The following is a 20,432-nucleotide window of genomic DNA, read 5'->3' on the forward strand; positions in this document are numbered from 1 at the left end:
TTGCTCCGGATGACTCGCCCGTCAGCGGGGCACGCAGTGGTTAACGGCGCCTGCGGCGGATAATTGAGTGGTGACGGCACGCTGCGGGGTAAGATGACCGGCGCCCCTTTCACCCACCCCGTCCATGCCCGCAGAACCGACCGGCAACGCCCCAGTTCCCGACCCGCGGATGGCGCAGGCACTGAGCCGTGACCGGCGGCGGGTGGTGTTGAGCTACCTGGTGATGGCGCTGGCCTGGATGATCTCCACCGACAGCGTGGTGCAGGCGCTGGTGCCCGATCCGCAGCAGGCGGCCCTGTGGCAGGGCCTGAAGGGCTCGTTCTTCGCCCTGGCCAGCGCGGGCCTGCTGTACCTGCTGCTGCGCCCGCTGGCCGAGCACGTGCTGCATACCCACGCCCGCCAGCAGGCCTCGGAGCTGCGCCTGCGGCAGATGTTCGAGGGCAACCCCGGCCCGATCCTCGTCTATGACCTGGATACATTGGCGATCCTCGACGCCAACCCAGCCGCCTGCACCGCTTTCGGCTGGGAGCGCGATGAGCTGCTGGAACAGACCATCGACGCCTTGTGGCCACCCGGCCAGGGCCAGGCGCTGCAGGCCAAGCTGGAGGCGATCCGCGAGGCGCCCGACGAGCTGTGCATCCTGCGCGCGCAGCTGCAGCTGCGCGATGGCGCGCTGCGGCAGATGGAACTGCGCTCCAACGCGATCAGTTACGACGGTCACAATGCGCGCCTGCTGATCGCCATCGATCGCACTGCCGAGGACCTGGCCCAGCTGCGTCGCGACCAGGCGCTGGCACGGGTGGAAGAAGCCCACGAACTGGCCCGCATCGGCGCCTGGGAGCTGGACCCGTCCACCGGGCTGGGCCGCTATTCCAACCAGGTCTATCGCCTGCTCGGCCGCCGCCCGCCCGAAGCCCGCCGCTGGCACCGCTTCGACGAACTGCTGGTGCCGGCCGACCCGGCCACCGCCACCCAGACCGAGCAGCTGCTGGCCGGGCTGTGCTCCGGCGAGCCGGTACAGGTGGACGTGCTGCTGCCGCTGCTGTCGATGGACGGGCGCGCGCTGATGGTGCACCTGCGCGCCGCCAGTGGTCTCGATGAGGCTGGCCGCAACCGCGTGCTGGGCACGCTGCAGGACGTGACCGAACGCGAGCAGTCGCGGCGACTGCTGCGCGAGCGCGAGGAGCAGTTCCGCGAGCTGGTGCGGGTACTGCCCGACGGCGTGGTGATCCTCTCCGACGAGCATGTGTTGTACGCCAACGCCTGGGCCGCCGGCCTGTTCGGCTACGGCAGCCATACCCTGCTGGGCGAGCCCTTGTCGGCGCTGGTCGCTGCCGCAGACCTGCCACGGGTGCGCAGCCAGCTGCGTGCCGGCCAGCCGCACCTGGGACCGGGCCACAGCAGCGTGGTGGCCATGCAGCGCGGCGACGGCCGCAGCTTCCATGCCGGCCTGGCGGTGGGCGACGTGCGCTACGGTGGCCGCGACTGCAAGCTGCTGATCGTGCGCGACCTCAGTGATTCCGAGCGCATCCGCAGCGCGCTGGAAACCAGCAACCGCGAACTGCAGGCGATGGCCGGGCGGCTGTTCTCGCTGCAGGAGGACGAACGTCGTGCGATTTCGCGCGACCTGCACGATGACATCGGCCAGGCCATCACCGCGATCAAGCTGTCGGCGCACGCCGCGCTGGAAGAGGACGATCCGCAGCGGCGTGGGCAGGATCTGGCGCAGATCGTCAGCCTGGCCGACACCACCGTGGCCAAACTGCGCGACATCTCCACCCTGCTGCGCCCCCCGCAGCTGGATGCGCTGGGCCTGGAGGCAGCGCTCAGCTGGCAGGCGCGGGTTCTGTTCCGCTCCTCGCCGGTGGAGCTGCTGGCCGAGATCGAGCCGCTGCCGCATCGCCCCGACAACAGCATCGAACAGGCCTGCTTCCGCATCGCACAGGAAAGCCTGACCAATGCGCTGCGCCATGCGCGCGCCAGCCAGGTCCTGCTGCAGCTGCGCGATGTCGGCCAGCGCGGCCTGCACCTGCAGATCCGCGATGACGGCGAAGGCTTCGATCCGGACGGCCCGCGCGGCCTGGGCCTCATCGTGATGCGCGAGCGCGCACAGAGCGTCGGTGGTCACGTGCGGATTGAATCCGCGCATGGCGAAGGCACCCTGGTCGATGTCCACCTCCCCTACCAGGCGGCCAGCAGGGCTGCCGTCGATTCACCGGAATACTGAACCATGTGGAATCCCAACCTGCCCCCGGTCAGCATCGATGACGCTCCCGACCGCCTTGGCGCCGGCAACCCCGAGCTGCAGGCAATGGTTGCCGAGGCAGCCTCAGGCGGCATCGCACTGATGCTGATGCACGTGGACATCGACCATTTCGCATCGGTCAATGAAAACATGAGTGCCGAAGTGGGCGACCAGGCGCTGGTGCTGGTGGCACAGCGCCTGCAGTCCTACCTGCGCGGGCGCGGCAAGTTGTGGCGACATGGCAGCGACGAGTTCCTGATCGCGGTGCCGCGCACCGCCGATCTGCCGTTGCCGGAGGATTTCGCCGAGGAGATCCGCCAACAGATGGAGCTGCCACTGTCGGTGCTGCCGTACACGTTGTTCATGACCGGCAAGCTGGGCGTGAGCCTGTGCCCGGAACATGCCAGCAGCACCTCGCGCCTGCTCGACCATGCCGAGGATGCGCTGTACCAGGCCGCCCGCGAAGGCGGCAATGCCGTGCGCATCCATGCGGTGGACACCCCGCCAAGCGCGCACAGCGAGAGCATCATCGCGCGCCAGATCGTCGATGCCATTCCCAATGGCGAGCTGAAGCTGCGCTACCAGCCACTGGTAAGCGCGCGCGACGGCCACGTGGTGGGCATGGAAGCGCTGCTGCGTTGGCAGTCGCCGACCCTGGGCATGCTGGTGCCGGAGCGCTTCATGCGCACCGCCGAACGCCTGGGGATCATCGTGCAGATCGGCACCTGGGTGCTGGAAGGCGCCTTGAAGCAGGCGCGGCTGTGGCGCGACCAGGGCTTCGATGACTTCACCATCGCAGTGAACGTGTCCACCCTGCAGCTGCTGCGGCCGAATTTCTTCGCCGAAGTGATGTCACTGCTGCAGGCGGCGGGCGTACCGGCGCACATGCTGACGCTGGAGATCAACGAGAGTGCGCTGACCAACAACGTCAATTTCGTCCACGAAACGCTGGCCAACCTGCGCAACGAAGGCATCAGCCTGAGCCTGGACAACTTCGGTACCGGCGACTCCAGCCTCAGCGCGCTGGTGCGCTACCCGGTGGACAAGCTGAAGATCGACCGCAGTTTCATCAAGAGCGCGCCGGCCGGCAATCGTGAAGCGGCCATCGCCCGCGCGATCATCGCCATGGGCCACCAGCTGGGCATGACCGTGATTGCCAACGGCGTGGAATCGCAGGCGCAGCTGGGCTTCCTGCGCCGCAACGACTGCGACGTGTTCCAGGGCTACCTGTTCGGCGAACCGATGTCGGCCGATGCCGCCGGCATGACCCTGCGCCGCCGCTACCTGCGCCCGGAAGCCTTCGCCGAGACGCGCCCGGACCGGACGCTGCTGCTGCTGGATGACGAGGAGAACGTGCTGCGCTCGCTGGTGCGCCTGTTCCGCCGCGACGGCTACCGCATCCTGGCCGCCGGCAACGTGCGCGATGCGTTCGACCTGCTGGCGATCAACGACGTGCAGGTGATCCTGTCCGACCAGCGAATGAGCGACATGAGCGGCACCGAGTTCCTGGGCCGGGTGAAGATGCTGTACCCGGATACGATCCGCCTGGTGCTGTCGGGCTACACCGATCTGAACACGGTGACCGATGCGATCAACCGCGGCGCGATCTATCGCTTCCTGACCAAACCGTGGAACGACGACGAGCTGCGCAAGCACATCCACCAGGCGTTCCGCACGTACGAGGAACAGCGCCGCAGCAATGCCGGCCCGGCGCCGGTGGAGAGCGGAGATGGCGGCGAGGATCGCCCATTGCGGTAACCCTCCCCTCTGGTAGAGCCGGCCGCTGGCCGGCTGCTCTGGATATCGGGTTCAATGAGGTTGCCGGCCAGCGGCCGGCACTGCCAGAAGCGGTCAGCGCGGCTGCTTGACCGGCAGCACCACACGGAAGCGCGAGCCCACGCCGGGCGTGCTGTCCAGGTCGATGCGGCCGTGGTGCTTGTTGATGATGCTGTAGGAGATCGACAGGCCCAGGCCGGTGCCACTGCCAACCGGCTTGGTGGTGAAGAACGGATCGAAGATGCGCTGGCGCAGTTCCGGCGAGATGCCACCGCCGGTATCTTCGAACTCGACCCAAACGTGATCGCCATCAACGCCGGTACGCACCGTGATCGTGCCGCGCTCGGCGATGGCATGGCCGGCGTTGAGCAACAGGTTCATGTAGACCTGGTTCAACTCCGATGGCAGGCACTCCACCAGGGGCAACTGGCCGAACTCGCGCACCAGGGTGACCTTGTACTTGAGTTCGTTCCAGATGATGTTGATGGTCGATTCCAGGCCCGCGTGCAGGTCGACCAGCTTCCACGACTCGTCGCGGCCGGAATACGAGAAATCCTTCAGGTCGCGCACGATGCGGGTGACCCGCTCGATGCCTTCGCGCGATTCCGCCATCAGCTGCGGCAGGTCGCGGCTGATGAAATCGATATCCAGACGGTCACGGATATCATCGATTTCCGGAATCAGCGCTTTCGGGTCCGGCGCGCGCAGGGCGCGCTCGTAGGCTTCGATCACGGTGAACAGGCTGCGCAGGTATTCCTGCAGGCTGCCCAGGTTGGAGTGCACGTAACCGATCGGGTTGTTGATCTCGTGCGCGACGCCGGCGGCCAGCTGGCCGATCGACGCCATCTTCTCCGACTGCAGCAGCTTTTCCTGGGTGCCATTGAGGCGCAGGTAGGCCTGGCGCAGTTCGGCATGGCGCTGCTGCAGCTCGCGTTCGTAGTCTTCCTGCCCTTCGATGTGGCGGAACAGGGCGAGGAAATGCCCCTGGCCGACCGGACCATGGTGGTACAGATGGGCGATGACCACGCCCTCGCCCAGCGGCAGGCTGCCATTCCAGTGACCATGCTGGCGAGCCTGTTCCAGCGCATCGGGCGGCAGCAGTTCGCGCAGGCGCTGCGGCGGCGGCAACCCGCCGTCCTCGCCACTGGCCAGCAGGTTCTGTGCGGCCGGATTGGCCAGGGCCACCCGCCCGTCATCGGTGAACAGCAGCAGGCCTTCGCGCAGGCGCTCAAGCAGGGCCTGCAGCACCGGCTGCGGCGGAAGGGGGGCGGTAACCAGGGCGTTGGCAGCGGACACGGCGACTCGGGACGTTCGAACAGGCGCCCAATATACGCGGTCATGCAGCGGGCTTCAGCCCGCCGGGAGGGGTTATGCGACCGCCGTCGCCTCAGGCGACGGCGAGGGGCCGGCCGATGCTGACCGTGTGCGACTGGCCCTTGGCATCGTAGGCCGAGGCGTCTTCGGTGCGGCCGAGCTGGCGCAGCGCCCAGTTCACCTCGCGGCGGCGGCGCGACAGCAGCACGCCGTTGGCCCGGTTGCGCTCGGCCAGTTCCTGCAGCTGTTCGCCCTCGCCCACCGGTGGCGCGCCTTCCAGCGCACGCAACGCTTCCAGCTTGGCGCCGGTAGCCCGGATCAGGGCGTGCACGTCGTGCTCGACCAGGGCCTGGCGTTCAACGTCCAGGGCCTGGGCGAGACGCTGCAGCGGCTCGCTCATCGCCGCAGTCATCCGTGCAGCTGCTGGTCCAGATCGAGCATGCGCGATGCGATCGCGTCCGGATTGATCTTGTAGGTGCCGTTCTGCAGCGACTCGCGCACGGCGGCCACGCGCTGGGCGTCGATCGCCGGGGCGGTGGTCAGCTCGCGCTCGATGGCCTGCAGATTGGTGGCCTCGCCGGTCAGGCGCAGGCTGTCGGCCGCCTCGACCGGGCTCGCCGCCGCATCGGTGCTGACACCGGGCTTGTTGGCCGGGGTCGTCACGCTGCGCAGTGCCTGGGGGACCTGCAGGTTGCCGTCGATTTTCTGGCTCATGGGGTGTCCTGGAGTTGCCGTTCACAAGGGATAACGGCCGCAGGGCCGTGATCTTTAGGGATATTTTGCGGTAATTCAACGCGCCACGATTACGTCACCTGCGGCGTCGACCGTGCCTTGCACGATCCGCCGCGAGGACAGGTTCTCGACCGAGACCCGTTCGTTCTCACCGGCATCACCCATCGCACGGCCGGCAATGCGGACCTCGACCGAGCCGCGACGCGACACCAGGGCCACATTGTCTCCTCGCTTGATGAGACGCTGCACCACCAGATCGTTGTTCGACAGCAGGGCTCCGGCCTGCAACGGACGGCGGGCGACGCGGCCGATCGCTGCATTGGGATCGGACAGCACCGCGCCGGCAATCCGGGCAGCGTCACGCTGGGCAGTGGTGATATCGGCGGCAGTGAGGGTTTCTCCAGTACCGATTCCGCGGTTGAGCACCAGTACGGTCTGGTTGCGCCGCACCTTTACCGGCACGAACAGGCGCCAGCCGCCCGCATCCGGACAGCTGACTTCCACCGTGGTGTTGGCGGTGGGCTGCACCTGTAACGCCCCCCCGCACTTCGGCAGGCGCAGCGCATCGGCCACCTGGGCCTCGCCCTCGCTGCCCGCCGGCAGCGTCGACAAGGCCGCCGCGCGGATGCTTGCCACCGGCTGCCAGTCGGCGGCAGCCGCCCACGGCGAGGCCACGGCCAGCGCGATGGCGAATAGAGATGTGACCCGGCACATGGCGCCTCCTTCAATCGGCAAGAGCTGGCCCAGGTGCGTGCAAGGGGTGTGCCAGAGGGGCAGAGCTGCCTCGGTCGAACATGGCGCGACACCACAATTGCGGTGTGGAGCGCGCAGTGGCAGAGCGCCCTCAAGTTTGGCGCCCAACGCGCCGATACAGCAGCCATGTCCCATGACCTGCTCAACCGGATCGACCAGCGGACCCGCCTGGCCGGCCACAACCGCCTGGCGCTGCTGCTGTTCCGTCTCGGCGGACGTCAGCTTTTTGGCGTCAATGTCTTCAAGGTGCAGGAAGTCCTGCGGCGCCCGGAGCTGTTCCAGGTACCCGGCCTGCCCAGCCAGTTCGCCGGCGTGGCCGACGTGCGCGGCCGCTCGGTGCCGGTGCTGGACCTGGGCCTGGCCATCGGCCACCCCGAACGTGAGCCCGATGCCGATACCTCGCCGGGTTACCTGGTCGTCACCGAATTCAACCGCTCGATCCAGGGGTTCCTGGTCAGCGGCGTCGAACGTATCGTCAACATCGCGGTGGAAGACATCCACCCGCCGCCGGAGCTTGGCGCCGAGTCGAGCTACCTGACCGCGGTAACCCGCTTCCAGGGTGAGCTGATCCAGGTGATCGACGTTGAAAGCGTGCTGGCCGATATCGCCCAGGTCCGCGGTGACGCCGTACTCGATCCGGCGATGGCAATGCCTGCCGATGGCCCCCAGCTGCAGGTGCTGGTGGTGGACGACTCGCGCGTGGCCCGCCAGCAGATCCGCAGCGTGCTGGATCAGCTGGGCGTGGGTGCCACCCTGCTTTCCGATGGCAAGCAGGCTCTCGACCACCTGTTGCAGATCCAAGCCTCGGGCGAAAACCCCGCCGAACGCTATGCCATGGTCATCTCCGACATCGAGATGCCGGCCATGGACGGGTACACGCTGACGACGGAAATCCGGCGCCATCCGGGCCTGGCCGGCCTCTACGTGCTGCTGCACACCTCGCTGTCGGGTGTCTTCAACAACGCCATGGTCGAGCGTGTCGGCGCCAACGCCTTCGTCGCCAAGTACTCGCCGCACGAGCTGGCTGACTTCGTGCTGGACCGCCTGCGCAAGGTGGCGATGGCGGCGTAAGGCCGCGTCACGGGTCTCCGCCGGGCATGGCCCGGCGCTACCACAACCTCCCCGACCCCTGGGGTAGCGCCGGGCCATGCCCGGCGGACGCGATGTCGCGCGTGCTTTGGCACACCCCTTGCAGCTTCCCGGGCAACGTTCCCGTGGGAGTGCACCGTGCGCAACCTGATTACCGACTACCTGGGCGTCCACGCCCAGGCCATGCCGTTGCGCGAACAGCGGATGAAGCTGATCGCCAGCAACCTCGGCAATGCCGACACGCCCGGCTACAAGGCCCAGGACCTGGACTTCGATGCCGCCCTGCGCCATGCCCAGGGGCAGGATGCCAACGGCCTGATGGCCACCACCCATGAGCAGCACTACGAAATCAGTAGTGGCCTGAACCCGTTCCAGATCGCGCGCGAGGGCGTGCAGCCCAGCCTGGACGGCAACACCGTCGATCCCGATGCCGAGCGTGCCGCCTATGGCCGAGCCGCGCTCGAGTACCGCGCCTCGCTCAGCTTCGTCGAGAGCAAGGTGCGTTCCATGCTGACCGCGATCACGGGGCAATAAGCCATGAGCAACCTGCCGATCTTCGATATCGCCGGCTCCGCGCTGCAGGCGCAGTCGGTGCGCATGAGCACCATCGCCTCCAACCTCTCCAATGCCGACACCGTCGCCGGTTCTGCCGACGCCGTGTACAAGCCGCTGGAGCCGATCTTCCAGGCCGTCACCAGCAAGAACGATCCCAACATCACCTCGGTGAAGGTGAAGGAGATCACCCAGAGCGAGGCGGCGCCGATCAAGCGCTACGAGCCGGGCCACCCACTGGCAGACGCCGATGGCTACATCTACCAGCCCGACGTCGATCCGGTGGCGCAGATGGTCAACCTGATCTCGACCTCGCGCAATTACCAGGCCGGCGTGGAAATGTTGACCACCGCCAAGGAACTGGCCCTGGCCACCTTGACCATGGGCCGCTGAGGCCCGCAGCACCGGATACCGCCATGACCACCGCCGTCAACAACCAGACCAGCCAGGACGTCTATTCCGCGCTGGGCCTTAACGCCCCCAACAGCAACGCCACGAAAAAGAAGAACACGCTCGACCAGGCCGACTTCCTGCGCCTGATGACCGAGCAGCTGCAGCACCAGGATCCGCTGAAGCCGATGGACAACACGCAGATGGTCGCGCAGATGGCGCAGATGTCCACCGTGCAGGGCATCACCGATCTGAACAAGACGGTGAAGGGCTTCCAGGAATCGATGGCCAGCGACCAGGTGCTGCGTGGCGCGGCGCTGGTCGGCCACGAGGTGCTGGTGCCATCGGAAAAGCTGGTGCTGGAGAAGGAAGGCAGCGTCGAGGGCACGGTGGCCGCGCCGTCGGCCGGCATCATCACCGTGGATATCACCGATGCCACCGGCGCCAAGGTCACCTCGCTGAGCGTGGAAGCCAAGGCAGCAGGCGAAACCGCCTTCCAGTGGGACGGCAAGGACGCCAACGGCAAGCGCATGGAACCGGGCAAGTATTCCATCGTTGCCAACCATGTCGATACCGCCGGCAAGAGCACCAAGCTGTCCACCTATGTGCAGGCGCCGGTGGAAAGCGTGACCGTCGGATCCGACGGCCTGTACCTGAACCTCAAGGGCCTGGGCACGGCCCCGATCGACTACGTGCTCCGCGTCAGCTGAGCCGCACATCCCGCATCAACCAGGAGCATCCCATGGGCTTCAATGTCTCGCTGTCCGGCATCAATGCCGCCAACACCGACCTGAGCGTCACCGCCAACAACGTCGCCAACGTCAACACCACCGGCTTCAAGCAGTCGCGCGCCGAGTTCGCCGATCTGTTCGCCTCCACCAGCTACGGCCTGTCGAAGAACCAGACCGGCTCGGGCGTGCGCGTCTCCAACGTCGCCCAGCAGTTCATCCAGGGCCACAACGAGCAGACCGGGCGCAGCCTGGACATGGCCATTTCCGGTGAAGGCTTCTTCACCATGAACATGAATGGTTCGCGCGTGTACTCGCGTGCCGGCAACTTCCAGACCGATTCGGCCGGTTACGTGGTCAATCCGCAGGGCGCGCGCCTGCAGGTGTTCGCGCCGAATGCCGATGGCACCAACTTCGATGCCGGCCGCCTGGTCGACCTGCAGTTGCTGACCACCGACAGCCCGCCGAAGCAGACCAGCGAAGTGAAGGTGGGCTTCACCCTGCCGGCCAACGCCAAGCAGCCGACGGTGGCGACCTTCGACCCGGCCGATTCGAACAGCTACAACCACTCCAGCGGCGGCATCACCGTGTACGACTCGCTGGGCGTGAGCCACATCCAGGTGTCGTATTTCGTGAAGGGTGCCAACCCGAACGAGTGGACCGTACGCAACTACGTGGATGGCCAGCCGGCCGGCGCGCCGACCCCGGTCACCTTCGACAACAGCGGCAAGCTCACCGCGCCGGCCAACGGCAAGGTCAGCCTCGGCACCTTCACCCCGACCACCGGTGCCGGCGTGCTGAACATGACGCTGGATGTGAGCGGCTCGACCCAGTACGGCGAAAAATTCGCGCTGCGCAACACCCAGCAGGACGGCTATGCCGCCGGCAAGCTCAACGAAGTGACCGTGTCCGAATCCGGCGTGGTCTACGCCCGCTATTCCAACGGCGACGACAAGCCGCTGGGCCAGGTCGCACTGACCACCTTCAACAACACGCAGGGCCTGGAATCGAAGGGCAACAACCTGTGGGTGGAGACCTTCGAATCAGGCACGCCGCGCACCGGCATGCCGGACACCTCCAACCTCGGCAAGATCCAGGCCGGCTCGCTGGAAGCGTCCACCGTCGATCTCACCGAGCAGCTGGTCAACATGATCACCGCGCAGCGCAACTTCCAGGCCAACGCGCAGATGATCACCACGCAGGACCAGATCACCCAGACCGTCATCAACATCCGTTGATGAGCTGCTGACCCTGTCACGGAACTCCCCGCATGGATAAAGCCCTTTACGTGGCGATGACCGGTGCCCGCGCCTCCCTGCAGGCGCAGGGAACGCTCAGCCACAACCTCGCCAACTCGGACACTCCTGGCTTCAAGGAAGCGCTGGCCAACACCGAAGCCTTCCCGATCAAGGGTCCGGGCTTTGCCTCGCGGGTGGATGCGCTGCACGTCGACGCCGGCTTCAACCGCCGGCCCGGCGCGCAGCACATCACCGGCAAACCGCTGGACCTTGCACTGCAGAGCGGCACCTGGCTGGCGGTGCAGGCGAGCGATGGCAGCGAAGCGTATACGCGTGGCGCAGCCCTGTCGGTGACGCCGAACGGCCAGCTGGTGACCTCCAGCGGCCGTCCGGTACTGGATGACAACAACAACCCGATCGCCATTCCGCCCTACCAGGCGATGGAGATCGGCGCCGACGGCACGATCTCGATCATCCCGCAGGGCGAAGGCCCGCAGACGATGGCGCAGATCGGCCGGATCAAGGTGGTGCAGGCGCCGGACGAGCGCCTCGAGCGCGGCCTGGATGGCCTGTTCCGCAACACCGACCCGCGCCAGCCGTTCGCACCGGCACAGGGCACCGCCGTGCACAGCGGGCAACTGGAGGGCAGCAACGTCGATGCCGCCGGTGCGCTGGTGCAGATGATCCAGCTGCAGCGCCAGTACGAAATGCAGGTTCAGGTGATCAAGCACGGCGACGACAACGCGCGCAGCGCCAACAGCCTGCTCCGCCTGGGCAGCTGACGGATTTCCGGCGCTGCCCGGGCGCGGCGCTGGCACACCGCTTGCACACCCGCTACCAAGGGCCGCATTGCGCGGCCGGCTTCACCCAGACAGGACTCCGAAGATGAACCAGGCATTGTGGATCGCGAAAACCGGACTGGATGCGCAGCAGATGCGCATGTCGGTGGTTTCCAACAACCTCGCCAACACCAACACCACCGGCTTCAAGCAGGACCGCGCCAGCTTCGAGGACCTGCTGTACCAGCAGGTGCGGCAGCCGGGCGGCTCTTCGTCGGCGCAGACCCAGCTGCCGACCGGCCTGCAGCTGGGTACCGGCGTGCGCGTGGTCGCCACCGCCAAGAACTTCGAGCAGGGTGGCCAGCAGCAGACCGGCCGCGCGCTGGACGTGATGGTCAACGGACGCGGCTTCTTCGAAGTGCAGATGCCCGACGGCAGCTCGGCCTACACCCGTGATGGCTCGTTCAAGATCAACCAGGACAGCGAGCTGGTCACCAACAGCGGCTACCCGGTGCAGCCGGGCATCCAGATTCCCGAGGGCGCGCAGTCGGTCACCATCGGCAGCGACGGCACCATCAGCGTGAAGATGGCCGACAACGCCGCGTCGGTGGAAGTCGGTGCGCTGACCCTGACCGACTTCGTCAATCCGGCCGGCCTGCAGGCGCGCGGCGAGAACCTGTTCCTGGAAACCACGGCCTCGGGCCCGGCACAGAACGGCAATCCCGGCCTGAACGGTCTCGGCACCGTGGTGCAGGGTGCGCTGGAAGGCAGCAACGTCAATGTCGTGGAAGAGCTGGTGTCAATGATCGAAACCCAGCGCGCCTACGAAATGAATGCCAAGGCGATCTCCACCACCGACTCGATGCTCGGCTATCTCAACAACAAGATCTGACCGGCCCAACCGGGAAACCGCCATGTCGCCCATTTCCAACCTCGCCCGTACTGCCCTCGCCTGCACCGTGGTCGCCCTGCTCGGTGGCTGCGTGATCGCGGGCGACGTGCGCCCCTATCCGGCGATGGCACCGATCCAGCCGATCATGCCGCCGCAGGCCGCGCCCACCGCCGGTGCGATCTACGCCGCTGGCCCGACCCTGCAGCTGTATTCGGACCGCCGCGCACGCGATGTCGGCGACCTGCTGACGATCACCCTGCTGGAAAACACCACCGCGCAGACCAGCGCCAACACAGCCACCAACAAGGAATCCAACCTGAGCCTGGGCACGCCGTCCATCCTTGGTGCGCCGGTCACCCTGGGCGGCAAGGACATCCTCAGTGCCACCGCCAAGGGCGCGCGTGACTTCACCGGCAAGGGCAACAGCGCGCAGAGCAACCGCCTGCAGGGCAGCGTCACGGTCACGGTGATCCAGCGCCTGCCCAACGGCAACCTGGTGGTGCAGGGGCAGAAGAACCTGCGGCTGAACCAGGGCGATGAACTGGTGCAGGTGCAGGGCATCGTGCGCCCGGGCGACATCAGCCAGGACAACACCATCCCTTCCAGCCGCGTGGCCGAGGCCCGCATCGTCTACGGCGGCCGCGGCCCGGTCGCGCAGTCCAACGCGATGGGCTGGCTGAGCCGCTTCTTCAATTCCGGCCTGACGCCGTTCTGAGTATGGCCATGAACTTCTCCTTCTCTCCTTCCTGGCAGCGACGCGTGGCGTTGATCGCGTCGCTGATGCTGCTGATCGTGGCCGCCCCGGCCAGCGCTGAGCGCATCAAGGACCTCGCCCAGGTCGGCGGCGTGCGCGGCAATGCGCTGGTGGGCTATGGCCTGGTGGTCGGCCTGGATGGCAGCGGCGACCGTACCAGCCAGGCGCCCTTTACCGTGCAGAGCCTGAAAAACCTGCTTGGCGAGCTGGGCGTGAACGTGCCGCCGAACGTCAATCCGCAGCTGAAGAACGTGGCCGCCGTGGCGATCCACGCCGAACTGCCGCCGTTCGCCAAGCCGGGCCAGCCGATCGACATCACGGTGTCTTCGATCGGCAACGCGGTGTCGCTGCGCGGCGGCTCGCTGCTGATGGCCCCGTTGCGCGGCGCCGATGGCCAGATCTATGCCATCGCCCAGGGCAATCTGATCGTGGGTGGCTTTGGCGCGCAGGGCAAGGACGGCTCCCGTGTCTCGGTGAACGTGCCCAGCGTCGGCCGTATTCCCAACGGCGCCACCGTGGAGCGTGCCCTGCCCGATCCGCTGGCCAACGGCGGCGACATCACCCTGAACCTGCACAACAACGATTTCACCACGGTCTCGCGCATGGTCGCCGCGCTCAACAACGCATTCGGCGAAGGCGCGGCACGCGCGATCGATGGCGTGACCGTCGCCGTCACCGCACCGACCGATCCGGGCGCACGCATCGGCCTGCTGGCGCGCATCGAGAACCTGGAACTGACCCCGGGCAGCGCCCCGGCCAAGGTGGTGGTCAATTCACGCACCGGCACCGTGGTCATCGGCCAGCAGGTGCGCGTGGGGCCGGCCGCGATATCGCATGGTTCGCTGACCGTGACCATCCAGGAAAACACCAACGTCAGCCAGCCCAATGCGCTGTCGGGCGGCCGTACCGTTGCCAGCCCGCAGTCCACCATCACCGCCACCAACGACGGCAGCCGCATGTTCAAGTTCAGCGGCGGCACCACCCTGGACGAAATCGTGCATGCGGTGAACGCCGTGGGCGCGGCACCGGGCGACCTGATCGCGATCCTGGAAGCCCTGAAGCAGGCCGGCGCACTGAGTGCCGAGCTTGAGGTGATCTGACATGCGCATCAATCCCGCATTCGACCTGCACCCGGCGCAGCAGAACGATCCGGCGAAGATCGACAAGGTCGCTCGCCAGCTGGAAGGCCAGTTCGCACAGATGCTGGTCAAGAGCATGCGCGATGCCAGCTTCGGCGACTCGCTGTTTCCCGGCGAGAACAAGATGTTCCGCGACATGTACGACCAGAAGATTGCCGAGGCGATGACCCGCGGCAAGGGCCTGGGCCTGTCCGGCATGATCACCCGCCAGCTGTCCGGCCAGGCCGCCGAAGGTCCGGCACTGGATACCCGCGTGGATCCGGCCAAGGCCAGCCGCGCGTACCAGCTCAACGCGCCGGCCAGGCCGGCACCGTCGCTGCCCCTGGAAGATGGCAGCCAGGCCGTGCGCATGCTGCAGCAGATGGCCGCAGGCGCGCAGCACGGTGCGCAGGCCGCGCTGGCACCGATGGAGCAGGCACTGGACCTGATCGCCGGCCGTGAGAGCAGCGGCCTGCACCGCTCGCTGGGCACCGAGGATCCGTACATCGGCAGCCTGCAGGGCGAGGACTGGGCCGCCAACAGCGACCAGTGGACGGCGACGGCCAGCAATCGCGGCACGGCCGTGAGCCCGGCCGATGCCCTGGCCACGCGCACCGCGGTCGCCCAGCTCGGCGAGCATACCCCGGAGGGCTTCGTCGCCAGTATCTGGCAGCACGCACAGAGCGCGGCCAGGGAACTGGGCGTGGATGCCCGCGCCCTGGTCGCCCAGGCCGCGCTGGAGACTGGCTGGGGCAAGCGCCACATCAAGCGTGCCGATGGCAGCACCTCGCACAACCTGTTCGGCATCAAGGCCACTGGCTGGAACGGCCAGCGCGCCACGGCCGGCACCCATGAATATGTCGATGGCGTGCGCCGCAACGAAACCGCCAGCTTCCGCGCCTACGGTTCAGCGGCCGAGAGCTTTGCCGACTACGTGCGCCTGCTGAAGACCAGCCCGCGCTACCAGCAGGCCCTGCAGGCCGGCACCGACGTGCAGGGCTTCGCCCGTGGCCTCCAGCGCGCCGGTTACGCCACCGATCCGCGCTACGCCGCCAAGATCGCTGCGATCGCCGGCGGCCCGACCATCGAGCGCGCCGTAGCCGCCGTGGCCGACGCCGGCTCGCGCCTTGGCCAGACCTTCGCCAGCACCGCGACCGCGGCGCTGGGTATCACCCGTCGTTGAGGAACACCATGTCCAGCGTACTTTCCACCGGTACCGGTGCCCTGCTCGCCTTCCAGCGAGCGTTGGCGACCACCAGCCACAACGTGGCCAACCTCAATACACCCGGCTACAGCCGGCAGAAGGTCAACTTCGCCACCGCCGATCCACAGAACTATGGCTACGGCACGGTCGGCAACGGCACCCGCATCACCGACATCCGTCGCACGGCCGACCAGCTGGCGATCTCGCGCCTGCTCGACAGCAGCGGTGAGCTGGCGCGCCTGAAGCAGCTTTCGGGCATGGCCGACCGGGTCAACGCCCTGTTCTCCGATGCCGCCACCAACGTGGCCGGCGTCTGGTCGAACTTCTTCGACTCGGTCAGTGGCCTGTCGTCCAACGCGGCCGGCACCGCCGACCGCCAGAACATGCTCGACGGTGGCAAGGCGCTGGCCAACCGCTTCGTGCAGCTCAACACGCACCTGAACAATCTCAACAGCGAGGTCAACAACGGCCTGCTGGCCGGTGCGACCGAGGTCAACCGCCTTGCGCAGGAGATCGCGCAGATCAACGGTGCCATCGGCACCAACATTGCCTCGGCTGCACCGGACCTGCTCGACCGCCGCGATCAGCTGATCACCCAGCTGATCGGCTACACCGGTGGCACCGCGGTGATCCAGGACGGCGGCATCATGAATGTCTACACTGCCGGCGGCAACGCGCTGGTGGTGGGTACCACGGCGACCAAGGTCACCACCGTGGCCGATCCTTACCAGCCCGAGCGCCTGCAGCTGGCACTGGAGACCCAGGGCAACACCATCCGTCTCGACCCGAAGGCGGTCGGTGGCCAGATCGGTGGCCTGCTGGAATTCCGCGACACCGTGCTGACGCCTGCGCAGGCCGAACTGGGCAAGCTGGCGGTGGGCCTGGCCGAGAGCTTCAACCAGGTCCACCACCAGGGTGTGGATCTGTATGGCCAGATGGGCGGGGACTTCTTCAACATCGGCAGCCCGCGCGTGACCGGCAACAACAGCAATACCGGAACCGCCAGCCTCAGCGCCACCTATGGCGACCTGGGCAAACTGGACGCGCAGAACGTGGTGCTGCAGTTCGATGGCACCACCTGGAAGGCCAGCCGCGCCGACACCGGCGCCAGCATTCCCCTGACCGGTACCGGCACCGCCGCCGATCCGCTGGTGATCAACGGCGTGAACCTGGTCGTCGGCGGCACCCCCGCGGCCAATGACCGCTTCCTGCTGCAGCCCACCGCCGGCGTGGCCGGCAGCCTGGAGATGGCCATCACCGATCCGTCGCGCATTGCCGCGGCCGCCGCAGTCAAGGGCGCAGCCGCCACCGCCAACACCGGTACCGGCAAGCTGAGCGGCGTCACCGTCACCGATTCGGCCAACGCGAACCTGCGCAATCCGTCGGCGATCGTGTTCACCTCGGCGACCACCTACACCATCGACGGTGGCCCGCCTCAGACCTATACGCCTGGCCAGACCATCAGTGCCAACGGCTGGAGCTTCGTACTGGACGGTGCGCCGAAGGTGGGCGATACCTTCAACATCACCCCGACCCCGGCCGGTTCGTCGGACAACAGCAATGCCTCCAGGCTGGCCAAGGTGGAAAGCACGAAGGCCTTCAACGCCGGAACGGTGACACTGAACGGTGCACTGGGTGGCCTGACCACCCAGGTCGGCGCCGCCGCCCGCTCGGCCGAGTACTCGCTCGATGCGCAGCTGGTGATCAATGACAAGGCACAGGAAGCCCGCGACGAGGTCTCCGGCGTGAATCTGGACGAAGAGGCCGCCGACATGCTGCGCCTGCAGCAGGCCTACCAGGCTGCCTCACAGCTGATTTCCACCGCCGACAGCATGTTCCAGACCATCCTGGGGGCCGTCCGCCGATGAGCAGCCGCATCTCCACCAGCATGATGTTCAACCAGTCGGTGTCGCTGATGATGGCCAAGCAGGCCAAGCTCAGCCACCTGGAGCAGCAGATTGCTACTGGCAGCAAGATCGTCAGCGCCAAGGACGATCCGGTTGCCGCCGGCACTGCAGTCGGGCTTGACCGCAGCCTGGCCGCACTGGACCGCATGAAGCTCAACGCCGGCAATGTGCAGAACCGCCTGGGCGTGCAGGAAAACACCCTGGCGCAGGTCAACGACCTGATGGCGCGCGTCAACGATCTGACCATCCAGGCCAGCAATCCGGCACTGAGCGCGGCCGACAAGAAGACGCTGATCACCGAGGTCAACCAGATCCGCGATGGCCTGCTGTCGCTGGCCAACGCCGACGATGGTACCGGCCGCTACGTGTTCGGTGGCACCAACGACGGTGACCCGCCGTTTGCCAAGATCAACGGCAAGGTCGTCTATCGCGGCGACCAGACCCAGCGCCAGGTTGAAGTCGGCCCCGATACCTATGTGCGCGACGCCCTGCCCGGCAGCGAGATCTTCATGCGCATCCCCACCGGCGACGGCTTCGTTGACGGCAGCGCCGCGGCCGGCAACACCGGCAACGGCGTGCTGACCAACATCACCCGCGACGGCAGCGACAGCTGGAACGGCCAGGGCTTCAGCGTGCGCTTCACCACCGGCACCCAGTACGAGGTGGTGGATGGTGCGGGCAACGTGACCGGCACCGGCACCTACAAGGCTGGCGACGACCTGGAAGTGAACGGTGTGCGCCTGCGCATCACCGGCGCACCTGCAGCGGGCGACAGCTTCAGCGTACAGGCCGCCAGCAGCCGCGACATCTTCGCCACCATGGACAACCTGGTCGCCGCGCTGGGTGCCGACACCGGTACCACCGCGCAGATGACTGCGCAGCAGAATCAGCTGCAGAGCGCACTGCGCGACGTCGCGCGCGCCTCGGAGCGGATGATCGATTCGCGCGCTGCCGGTGGTGCGCAGTTGAAGGCGCTGGACAACGCGGCGGAGATGCGCGAGGCCAATGGCGTGACCCTGAAGACCACGCTGTCGCAGATGCGCGACCTGGATTACGCCGATGCACTGAGCCAGTACCAGCTGCAGAGCACCGCACTGCAGGCGGCGCAGACGATCTTCTCGCAGATGCAGTCGATGTCGCTGTTCAACAAGCTGCGCTGACGCCTCTCCTGCGTCACCCCTGAAAGGCCGCGATGCCCTGCATCGCGGCCTTTTTCGTTTGCGCGCCTGCCCGCCACCACGCGGCCCTCTGGCCATCTCCGGCCGATTCTCCGTGATTGCCCATCAAGCCGGGTCGCACCCCGCCGATACCTTCATCAGCGCTGGTCAGGCCCTGCCCGACCGCCCCTCCCGGGCTCGCTTCCATCCTGGCAACAGGGCTGAAAACCCCGGGAAAACAGCTTCAGGCAACGAATTCTGGCTTCAGCGGAATTCACGGCTAAAGGTTGTTGACAAAGCGCCGTTATTCATTTGGCAACGGCGAAGCACACAGCCACACAAAAAAACAGGCGGCGCTTCGTTTCATTCACCAACGGGTTCCATATAAGAGGAGACGACCCCATGGCACAGGTAATCAACACCAATACGATGTCGCTCAACGCTCAGCGCAACCTGAGCACCAGCGGCAGCTCGCTCGCCACCACCATCCAGCGCCTCTCGTCCGGCCTGCGCATCAACAGCGCGAAGGACGACGCGGCCGGCCTGGCCATCAGCGAGCGCTTCACCACCCAGATCCGCGGTCTGGACGTGGCCATCCGCAACGCCAACGACGGCATCTCGCTGGCCCAGGTCGCCGAGGGTTCGCTGAACGAAGTCGGCAACAACCTGCAGCGCATCCGCGAACTGGGTGTGCAGGCCTCCAACGCCACCAACTCGGCCAGCGACCGCAAGGCCCTGCAGGCCGAAGTGACCCAGCTGGTCTCGGAAATCGATCGTGTGGCCAAGCAGGCCGACTTCAACGGTACCAAGCTGCTGGACGGCAGCTTCACCAGCCAGCTGTTCCAGGTGGGCGCCAACGCCGGCCAGGCCATTGCCATCAACAGCGTGGTCAACGCCAAGGCCGATTCGCTGGGGGCTGCCACCTTCGCCAACGGCTACACCGGCACCGCGCTGGCGGTGGACAAGGCCACGGCCGACACCACCTACTCCGGCCTGCAGGTCTCGGTCACCCCGCCGGGCGGCACCGCCACCACGGTCACCATCAGCGACTTCACCGTGAAGGCTGGCGAGTCGATCACCTCGGCCACCGCTGCGGCGATCAACAACAAGCTGGGTGAAACCGGCGTGGTGGCCTCGGTCAATGCCGGCGTCATCAGCCTGGCTTCGGTCAAGGATGGCCAGACCTTCGCCCTGGGCGTCAGCGCGGCAACCCCGCCGGCCGGCGTCACCGCCGCGACCATCGCCGGCCTGGGCCTGACCGAGACCAGCACCAACGGCGGCACCCTGACCGGTGCAGCGGCCAGCTTCGTCAAGGACCTGAACGTCACCACCGCCGAAGGCGCACAGAAGGCGATGTCGATCGTCGACAAGGCCCTGGAATCGGTCAACAGCGTCCGCGCCGACCTCGGCGCGATCCAGAACCGCTTCACCTCGGTGGTCGCCAACCTGCAGACCTCCTCGGAGAACCTGTCCGCATCGCGCAGCCGCATCCGCGATACCGACTTCGCCAAGGAAACCGCCGAACTGACCCGCACCCAGATCCTGCAGCAGGCCGGTACGGCCATGCTGGCCCAGGCCAACCAGGTGCCGCAGAACGTGCTCAGCCTGTTGCAGCGCTGACATGAGCCGCCCCCGGGGCACGTCGGGGGCGTCTGACCCAACTCACGTGCAACCGCTCAAGGACCTCTCCTCATGGCACAAGTCATCAACACCAATACGATGTCGTTGAATGCTCAGCGTAACCTGAGCACCAGCGGCAGCTCGCTGGCTACCACCATCCAGCGCCTGTCCTCCGGTTCGCGCA

General features: G+C 66.9%; 19 protein-coding genes. 15 read left to right on the forward strand and 4 right to left on the reverse strand.

Going from position 1 to position 20,432, the window contains the following annotated elements:
- The first annotated feature begins 124 nt into the window (after window positions 1–124).
- Complete coding sequence (locus tag HMPREF3114_RS04505; RefSeq protein ID WP_053496679.1) at window positions 125–2,227, forward strand: sensor histidine kinase; 2,103 nt, start codon at window positions 125–127, stop codon at window positions 2,225–2,227.
- Window positions 2,228–2,230: 3 nt separating this feature from the next.
- Complete coding sequence (locus HMPREF3114_RS04510) at window positions 2,231–4,003, forward strand: EAL domain-containing protein (protein ID WP_005416466.1); 1,773 nt, start codon at window positions 2,231–2,233, stop codon at window positions 4,001–4,003.
- A 93-nt stretch (window positions 4,004–4,096) separates the two neighbouring features.
- Here the strand turns inward: HMPREF3114_RS04510 and HMPREF3114_RS04515 are convergent, their stop codons facing one another.
- From HMPREF3114_RS04515 to flgA, 4 genes are all read right to left on the reverse strand, one after another.
- Window positions 4,097–5,317: an ATP-binding protein gene (locus HMPREF3114_RS04515; protein ID WP_053496680.1), complete on the reverse strand. Its 1,221-nt coding sequence runs from the start codon at window positions 5,315–5,317 to the stop codon at window positions 4,097–4,099.
- Between the two features lie 91 nt (window positions 5,318–5,408).
- Entirely contained in the window at window positions 5,409–5,747 is a 339-nt protein-coding gene (locus HMPREF3114_RS04520; RefSeq protein WP_014037132.1) for a FlgN family protein, read from the reverse strand.
- On the reverse strand, window positions 5,744–6,049 hold the full coding sequence (flgM, locus tag HMPREF3114_RS04525) for a flagellar biosynthesis anti-sigma factor FlgM (RefSeq protein ID WP_053496681.1): 306 nt from the start codon (window positions 6,047–6,049) through the stop codon (window positions 5,744–5,746). Before flgM ends, HMPREF3114_RS04520 begins: the two co-directional genes overlap by 4 nt.
- A gap of 75 nt (window positions 6,050–6,124) precedes the next feature.
- The gene (gene flgA, locus HMPREF3114_RS04530; RefSeq protein ID WP_005416463.1) at window positions 6,125–6,781 is read right to left on the reverse strand and encodes a flagellar basal body P-ring formation chaperone FlgA; all 657 of its coding nucleotides are present in this window, start codon (window positions 6,779–6,781) and stop codon (window positions 6,125–6,127) included.
- A 165-nt stretch (window positions 6,782–6,946) separates the two neighbouring features.
- Between flgA and HMPREF3114_RS04535 the strand changes: the two genes are divergently transcribed.
- The 13 genes from HMPREF3114_RS04535 (at window position 6,947) to HMPREF3114_RS04595 (ending at window position 20,248) form a co-directional block, all read left to right on the forward strand.
- The gene (locus tag HMPREF3114_RS04535) at window positions 6,947–7,891 is read left to right on the forward strand and encodes a chemotaxis protein (protein WP_005416462.1); all 945 of its coding nucleotides are present in this window, start codon (window positions 6,947–6,949) and stop codon (window positions 7,889–7,891) included.
- Window positions 7,892–8,047: 156 nt separating this feature from the next.
- Complete coding sequence (gene flgB / locus HMPREF3114_RS04540; RefSeq protein ID WP_005409576.1) at window positions 8,048–8,443, forward strand: flagellar basal body rod protein FlgB; 396 nt, start codon at window positions 8,048–8,050, stop codon at window positions 8,441–8,443.
- A 3-nt stretch (window positions 8,444–8,446) separates the two neighbouring features.
- Complete coding sequence (gene flgC / locus HMPREF3114_RS04545; RefSeq protein WP_005416461.1) at window positions 8,447–8,854, forward strand: flagellar basal body rod protein FlgC; 408 nt, start codon at window positions 8,447–8,449, stop codon at window positions 8,852–8,854.
- Between the two features lie 23 nt (window positions 8,855–8,877).
- A complete protein-coding gene (locus HMPREF3114_RS04550; RefSeq protein WP_053496682.1) occupies window positions 8,878–9,561 on the forward strand; it encodes a flagellar hook assembly protein FlgD in 684 nt (227 codons plus the stop codon).
- A 32-nt stretch (window positions 9,562–9,593) separates the two neighbouring features.
- Window positions 9,594–10,817 carry a flagellar hook protein FlgE gene (flgE, locus tag HMPREF3114_RS04555; protein ID WP_053496683.1) on the forward strand — a complete coding sequence of 408 codons (1,224 nt, stop codon included), beginning with the start codon at window positions 9,594–9,596 and terminating at the stop codon, window positions 10,815–10,817.
- Between the two features lie 32 nt (window positions 10,818–10,849).
- Window positions 10,850–11,599: a flagellar basal body rod protein FlgF gene (locus HMPREF3114_RS04560; protein ID WP_053496684.1), complete on the forward strand. Its 750-nt coding sequence runs from the start codon at window positions 10,850–10,852 to the stop codon at window positions 11,597–11,599.
- 103 nt (window positions 11,600–11,702) lie between these two features.
- A complete protein-coding gene (gene flgG / locus HMPREF3114_RS04565) occupies window positions 11,703–12,488 on the forward strand; it encodes a flagellar basal-body rod protein FlgG (protein WP_005416457.1) in 786 nt (261 codons plus the stop codon).
- A 22-nt stretch (window positions 12,489–12,510) separates the two neighbouring features.
- Window positions 12,511–13,203: a flagellar basal body L-ring protein FlgH gene (gene flgH, locus HMPREF3114_RS04570; RefSeq protein WP_005416456.1), complete on the forward strand. Its 693-nt coding sequence runs from the start codon at window positions 12,511–12,513 to the stop codon at window positions 13,201–13,203.
- An 8-nt stretch (window positions 13,204–13,211) separates the two neighbouring features.
- Entirely contained in the window at window positions 13,212–14,342 is a 1,131-nt protein-coding gene (locus HMPREF3114_RS04575; protein ID WP_053496702.1) for a flagellar basal body P-ring protein FlgI, read from the forward strand.
- Window position 14,343: 1 nt separating this feature from the next.
- Complete coding sequence (flgJ, locus tag HMPREF3114_RS04580) at window positions 14,344–15,543, forward strand: flagellar assembly peptidoglycan hydrolase FlgJ (protein ID WP_070489216.1); 1,200 nt, start codon at window positions 14,344–14,346, stop codon at window positions 15,541–15,543.
- An 8-nt stretch (window positions 15,544–15,551) separates the two neighbouring features.
- Complete coding sequence (gene flgK / locus HMPREF3114_RS04585) at window positions 15,552–17,432, forward strand: flagellar hook-associated protein FlgK (protein WP_053496686.1); 1,881 nt, start codon at window positions 15,552–15,554, stop codon at window positions 17,430–17,432.
- The gene (flgL, locus tag HMPREF3114_RS04590; RefSeq protein ID WP_053496687.1) at window positions 17,429–18,631 is read left to right on the forward strand and encodes a flagellar hook-associated protein FlgL; all 1,203 of its coding nucleotides are present in this window, start codon (window positions 17,429–17,431) and stop codon (window positions 18,629–18,631) included. The genes flgK and flgL overlap by 4 nt, the downstream gene beginning before the upstream one ends.
- 399 nt (window positions 18,632–19,030) lie before the next feature.
- On the forward strand, window positions 19,031–20,248 hold the full coding sequence (locus tag HMPREF3114_RS04595) for a flagellin (protein ID WP_005416451.1): 1,218 nt from the start codon (window positions 19,031–19,033) through the stop codon (window positions 20,246–20,248).
- The last annotated feature ends 184 nt before the right edge of the window (window positions 20,249–20,432 follow it).

Source organism: Stenotrophomonas sp. HMSC10F07, from assembly GCF_001807895.1.
GTDB lineage: Bacteria > Pseudomonadota > Gammaproteobacteria > Xanthomonadales > Xanthomonadaceae > Stenotrophomonas > Stenotrophomonas sepilia.